This window comes from Pseudomonas sp. GW456-12-1-14-TSB6 (genome assembly GCF_059424205.1).
Genome location: NZ_JBWKZE010000062.1, coordinates 1 through 4,455 on the forward strand (window position 1 = coordinate 1; position 4,455 = coordinate 4,455).

Consider the following 4,455-nt stretch of genomic DNA (forward strand, 5'->3'; position numbering starts at 1 on the left):
GCCTCTGGGGACGCTCCGCGTCCAGTGACGCAGAGCGTCACGGACTGCATTCCCACGCAGGAGCGTGGGAACGATCAAGTGAAAGCTAGTTCGGTGGGCGCTGCGGTTTCACCGACGTACCAAACGTGTTGCCCATCCGCGTACTGGTGGCCGCCGGCGTCGCCAGCCCCACCTGATTCGGCGGGCGTTTGTCGATCGGCACATTCATCGCTTCCAGATTCTTCTGCGCAGCCGCCGCGCCGTCGGGGTTGTTGCCCATCTGCTGGCTCAGGCAGTCGTAATTCGGCGCCTTGTAGCCACCCACCGTCACCTCGACACAGCCCAGCGGTTCCTCCGCGTGTGCACCGCCAAACGCCATCAGCAACAACCCGCCGAAGACGACTTTCCAGACTGATTTCATGCCTGCCTCCTGGCCGGCCCGAAGGGGCCGCTCTAGCTCCAGAGTCTAGTGCAACGGTGGCAACGATCCCGTGATGGTTTTTTTGCAGTGGCCGTCACACCAGATTCATAAACAGCCCTCAGGATGACGGTTTTCAGGGGTGCATCAGCCGTGCAGCAAGGCCGTGCCAGGGACGAATTTGCGCGCTCAGCGCTCGTGCGCCAGCTCTGTCTGGGGCTGCTGCTTGGCTTGTTTCTGAGCCGCGTCAGCGCCGACCCGATGCCGGCGACGATGCGCATGACCTTGCACATCCCGGCCCAGGAACTGGCCCGCGCCCTCGAACAGTTCAGCCGCGCCACCGGCATGGCGGTGCTGGTCGACAGCCAGTTGAGCCGCGGCCGACGCTCGTTGGCGGTGGATGGCGAATTCACCGCCGCCGAAGCGTTGCGCCGGATGCTCGGCGGCAGCGGTTTGATGGCCAAGTACAGCCGCGACGACGCGTTCACCTTGCAAGTGGCGCAGGTCGAGGACGTGCCAATGCCGGCGGAGAAACCGACCCCCGCCAGCGCAGCGGTCAACCGCAGTTACGCCACGGCGGTGCAGGCTGCGATTGAACGCAACCTGTGCCGCTCGCCGCTGACCCGGCCCGGCAGTTTTCGCGCGGTGTTGCAGCTGTGGATCGGCCGCGACGGCGTGGTGCAGCACAACCGGTTGGTCACCACCACCGGCGATGTTCGGCGCGATGCAGCGCTGGTAGACAGTTTTCACACGCTCAAAATCGACCGGCCCACACCCGGCGCATTGCGCCAGCCAGTCACGTTGCTGTTGTTACCCGAATCGTCAGGAAAGCGCATGGAATGCACACAATGGGAAGGAGTTTCCGGGGGATGAAAGACGCCGGACAAAGTTCGATGGTCCAGCTGTTCCTGACGTCCTACGAGGACTTTCGGGTGCGCCTGCGACGCCGTCTCGGCTCGGAGGACCTGGCCAACGACGTGCTGCACGAAACCTACCTGCGGGTCGACCGCATGGAAGCGCCGCCGAACCTGCTGCGGCCCAACGCCTACCTCTATCGCATGGCCCTGAACATCGCCGCCGACCGCCGCCAGGCCGATGCGCGGCTGCTCACTGGCAGCGAAGTCGAAGAACTGTTGCAAGTCAGCGACGAAGCGCTGGACCCGATGCGCGTGGTCGGCGGCCAGAAGGAAATCCAGTCCCTGCTCAGCGCCCTCTACGAACTGCCGGCCCGGCGCCGCCGGATCTTCATCGCCGCACGCCTGGAAGAAGCGCCGCACCTGGAAATCTCCCAGCGTTTCGGCATCTCCACGCGCATGGTCGAGAAGGAAATCAAGGCTGCCCTCGGACACTGCGCGGCCAAACTGGAAAGAAAAGTGTTTCAGCGGTTCGGTCGCGGGGCCGGAAAACCGTCTAGTGAATGAAGCTCCCGATCAACCCGTCGAGTACCTGCGCGTTTGAACATCTTCCGTCTGACACCTGCCGAGCCCACGCCTGCCGAGCGTCTGCAAAGCGAAGCCCGCGACTGGCTGATCCTGCTGACCTCCGGCCGCGCCACGGTCGCCGACGCCCGAGCGCTGCGCCAGTGGTGCGCGCAAAGCCCCGAACACGCGCGCGCCTTCGAAGATTGCAAGGCGTTGTGGCACCTGCTGCAACCGGCGGCGGAAGCGACGCAGGCGCCACGACGGTTTGGACGACGGGCCTTTCTCGGTGGAGCGATTGCCGCGTCGGCCGCGTTCCTGCTGGTGCGCGGCACGATTCCGGGCGGGTTCTCCGGGCTTGGGGCTGATTACATCACCGAAGTCGGCCAGCAACGCCGGGTCGAACCGGCCGATGGCCTGAGCCTGGAACTGAACACCCAGACCCGCATCAACCAGCGTTCGGTGGATGAGGGCGTGCAAGGCTTTGAACTGGTCAGCGGCGAAGTCGAAGTGCAGACCGCACGACTGCCGATGGCGATGCAGGCCGGTGGCGGCTGGCTGCGGGCGAGCAGGGCGCGGTTCAACCTGCGCAACCTCGATCAACAGGTGTGCGTGACGTGCCTCGATGGCGCGGTGGATGTGGAAGTTAAAGGCCGCAGCCTGCGACTGGAACCGGGTCAGCAATTGACCTACGGCGCGCAACAGGTCGGCACCGTGCAAAGCGTCGACACCGCAGCGGTGATGAACTGGCGGCAGCAGGTGCTGGTGTTCAACGGCGCAACCCTGAGCCAGATGATCGACGAGATCAACCGCTACCGCCCAGGCATGTTACTGCTGCTCAACCGCGAACTCGGCCAACGCCGCGTACAGGCACGTTTCTCCCTCGACCAACTGGCCGGCGTTGGCGCGCTGATCCGCGACGCCTACGGCGTCAAATGCACCGAGTTGCCGGGCGGCGTAGTCGTCCTCAGCTAACTAACACAACACCCACAAACACCCTAAAACACTGTGGGAGCTGGCTTGCCAGCGATAGCGGTATGTCAGGCAATGAGATGTTGGATGTGAAGGCCCCATCGCTGGCAAGTCGAATCGTCGCACCGCAGCTCCCACAGGGACCTCAGTGACTTCAATTACTGCAAGGGCCCCATCACCTGCCGATACTTCTCCACCCCCTGCGCCGTCTCCCGAGTCAACCGCACCTCCAACCCCAACGGATCCTCCCGCCGATTCCCGCTCAACTGCCGCCACCCCTTGTCCGCCTCCCAAACCCGCACCTGCAAATCACTCACCTCACTCAAAACCGCCACCCCAGCCGTAGGCGCCGGCAACGGATACCGACTGCGCGCCGGCGCCACCGCGCGATACAACGTGTCCCCCTTGAGCCACCAGCGCACCCGCTGCAACGCCCCCGGCTGATCCGCCGCGCTCCGAATAATGTCCAGCCGAAACCCCTTGCTGTCACTGCTGCGTACCGTCAGCGCAGGCGGCGCCGTCGCCGGTTCATCCTCAGTGCCGACCTTCTTCGGCTCCGTCAGCTCGATCCCGGCGCGCATCTCCACATCCCGCTGCATCTGATTCAACGCCCGCAACAGGCTGTCGCTCTGCTCACCACTGGCCTGCAAATGGCTGTCGGCGCGGGTGACACTGTCCAGCCCCTTCCAGGCAATCAGACTGACCACCGCCATCAACAGAATCGCGACCATCACCTCGATCAGCGTAAAACCTTGTTGTCTGTTCATTGCACGCTAATCCGGCCCGACGCATCGCGCAGCACACTCAACCGATTGAGCCCGTCAGACAGCGTCAACTGCAGCGGCGGATTGATCCACTCCGCGTTCAGCACCACTTTCTGCTTCGGCTCCACCCGCACCGCAAGCTTCGGACTCTGCCAGGGACGCGGCCGCAACTGCGGGTCCTGATCGAAATGGTCAAAACCCTTGCCACTGTCACTGCGCCGACTGAACCGAAACCCCTTGCCATCGCTCAACCACGCAATCGGCCGGCCATCGGCACGGGCCTCAGCCTGCGCAATCTGCAGCAACTGCGCCACGCGCTCGGCGTCCTTGCGCAGCAACTGCAACGGATCGGGCTTGATACTCAGACTGATCGCCGCACTGGCGATACCGATGATCACCAGCACCACCATCAACTCGATCAGCGTAAAACCCTGCTGCCTGCACCGGTTCATCGAATGCGCACTCCCTTGCGTCCAGCACGTCCCAAAAAACCATCCTGCACGGCCAACATGTAAGGCGTGTGAAATAAAACCGTGAGAATTGCCGCGTAGTCTGGTCACCGGGACTAAAAGGAGATTCAGCCCATGAGATACACCGCACGCTTTTCACCCCCCCAAATCATCCAGGCCGCCGCACTGCTGGCCGCCCTGGTCGGCATCGCCACCTGGTCATCCCTGCTCCTGACCACCGCCGAATCCCACACCCCGGCGGCTACGCCGCAACTGCTCGCGGCGCGTAGCGACAATCCCGCGTTGCAATGGTTTTCCAACCGAACGGCGCCAGTGGAGATCAAGGTCAGCGGGGTGATGGCGGGGAGTCGCGGGGCGGTGGCGATTTTGAGTTTGAACGATGGGCCGCCGAGGAGCTTTTTGCAGGGGGAAAGGGTGAGTCCTTGGGTGAAGTT

7 protein-coding genes are annotated in these 4,455 nt (G+C 63.7%); 4 read left to right on the plus strand and 3 right to left on the minus strand.

Translation table 11 applies throughout. The annotated features are described in order from the left end of the window. Positions 1-85: 85 nt before the first annotated feature. The gene (locus tag AC07Y2_RS28605; protein WP_103387454.1) at positions 86-400 is read right to left on the minus strand and encodes a hypothetical protein; all 315 of its coding nucleotides are present in this window, start codon (positions 398-400) and stop codon (positions 86-88) included. A gap of 123 nt (positions 401-523) precedes the next feature. Between AC07Y2_RS28605 and AC07Y2_RS28610 the strand changes: the two genes are divergently transcribed. Genes AC07Y2_RS28610 through AC07Y2_RS28620 form a run of 3 tightly spaced genes read left to right on the plus strand, consistent with a single transcriptional unit; the run spans position 524 to position 2,790 of the window. Beyond that, complete coding sequence (locus AC07Y2_RS28610) at positions 524-1,270, plus strand: STN domain-containing protein (RefSeq protein ID WP_256587104.1); 747 nt, start codon at positions 524-526, stop codon at positions 1,268-1,270. Then, complete coding sequence (locus AC07Y2_RS28615; protein ID WP_011334580.1) at positions 1,267-1,818, plus strand: RNA polymerase sigma factor; 552 nt, start codon at positions 1,267-1,269, stop codon at positions 1,816-1,818. Before AC07Y2_RS28610 ends, AC07Y2_RS28615 begins: the two co-directional genes overlap by 4 nt. A 33-nt stretch (positions 1,819-1,851) precedes the next feature. Continuing rightward, positions 1,852-2,790 carry a FecR family protein gene (locus tag AC07Y2_RS28620; protein ID WP_103387452.1) on the plus strand — a complete coding sequence of 313 codons (939 nt, stop codon included), beginning with the start codon at positions 1,852-1,854 and terminating at the stop codon, positions 2,788-2,790. Positions 2,791-2,945: 155 nt separating this feature from the next. Here the strand turns inward: AC07Y2_RS28620 and AC07Y2_RS28625 are convergent, their stop codons facing one another. Together AC07Y2_RS28625 and gspH are read right to left on the minus strand one after the other, a co-directional pair. After that, a complete protein-coding gene (locus tag AC07Y2_RS28625; protein WP_103387451.1) occupies positions 2,946-3,554 on the minus strand; it encodes a type II secretion system protein GspJ in 609 nt (202 codons plus the stop codon). Continuing rightward, positions 3,551-4,003 carry a type II secretion system minor pseudopilin GspH gene (gene gspH, locus AC07Y2_RS28630; protein ID WP_103387450.1) on the minus strand — a complete coding sequence of 151 codons (453 nt, stop codon included), beginning with the start codon at positions 4,001-4,003 and terminating at the stop codon, positions 3,551-3,553. Before gspH ends, AC07Y2_RS28625 begins: the two co-directional genes overlap by 4 nt. Positions 4,004-4,135: 132 nt before the next feature. On the opposite strand from gspH, the gene AC07Y2_RS28635 reads away from it, so the two are divergent. Beyond that, positions 4,136-4,455 (plus strand): general secretion pathway protein GspC (locus tag AC07Y2_RS28635; protein WP_103387449.1); only part of this gene is annotated, 320 nt, incomplete at its 3' end.

What these genes read in the sequence shown, in the direction of transcription:
- AC07Y2_RS28605 (WP_103387454.1), bottom strand. Translation starts at nt 400, where the DNA reads ATGAAATCAGTCTGGAAAGTCGTCTTCGGCGGGTTGTTGCTGATGGCG.
- AC07Y2_RS28610 (WP_256587104.1), top strand. Translation starts at nt 524, where the DNA reads ATGACGGTTTTCAGGGGTGCATCAGCCGTGCAGCAAGGCCGTGCCAGG.
- AC07Y2_RS28615 (WP_011334580.1), top strand. Translation starts at nt 1,267, where the DNA reads ATGAAAGACGCCGGACAAAGTTCGATGGTCCAGCTGTTCCTGACGTCC.
- AC07Y2_RS28625 (WP_103387451.1), bottom strand. Translation starts at nt 3,554, where the DNA reads ATGAACAGACAACAAGGTTTTACGCTGATCGAGGTGATGGTCGCGATT.
- gspH (WP_103387450.1), bottom strand. Translation starts at nt 4,003, where the DNA reads ATGAACCGGTGCAGGCAGCAGGGTTTTACGCTGATCGAGTTGATGGTG.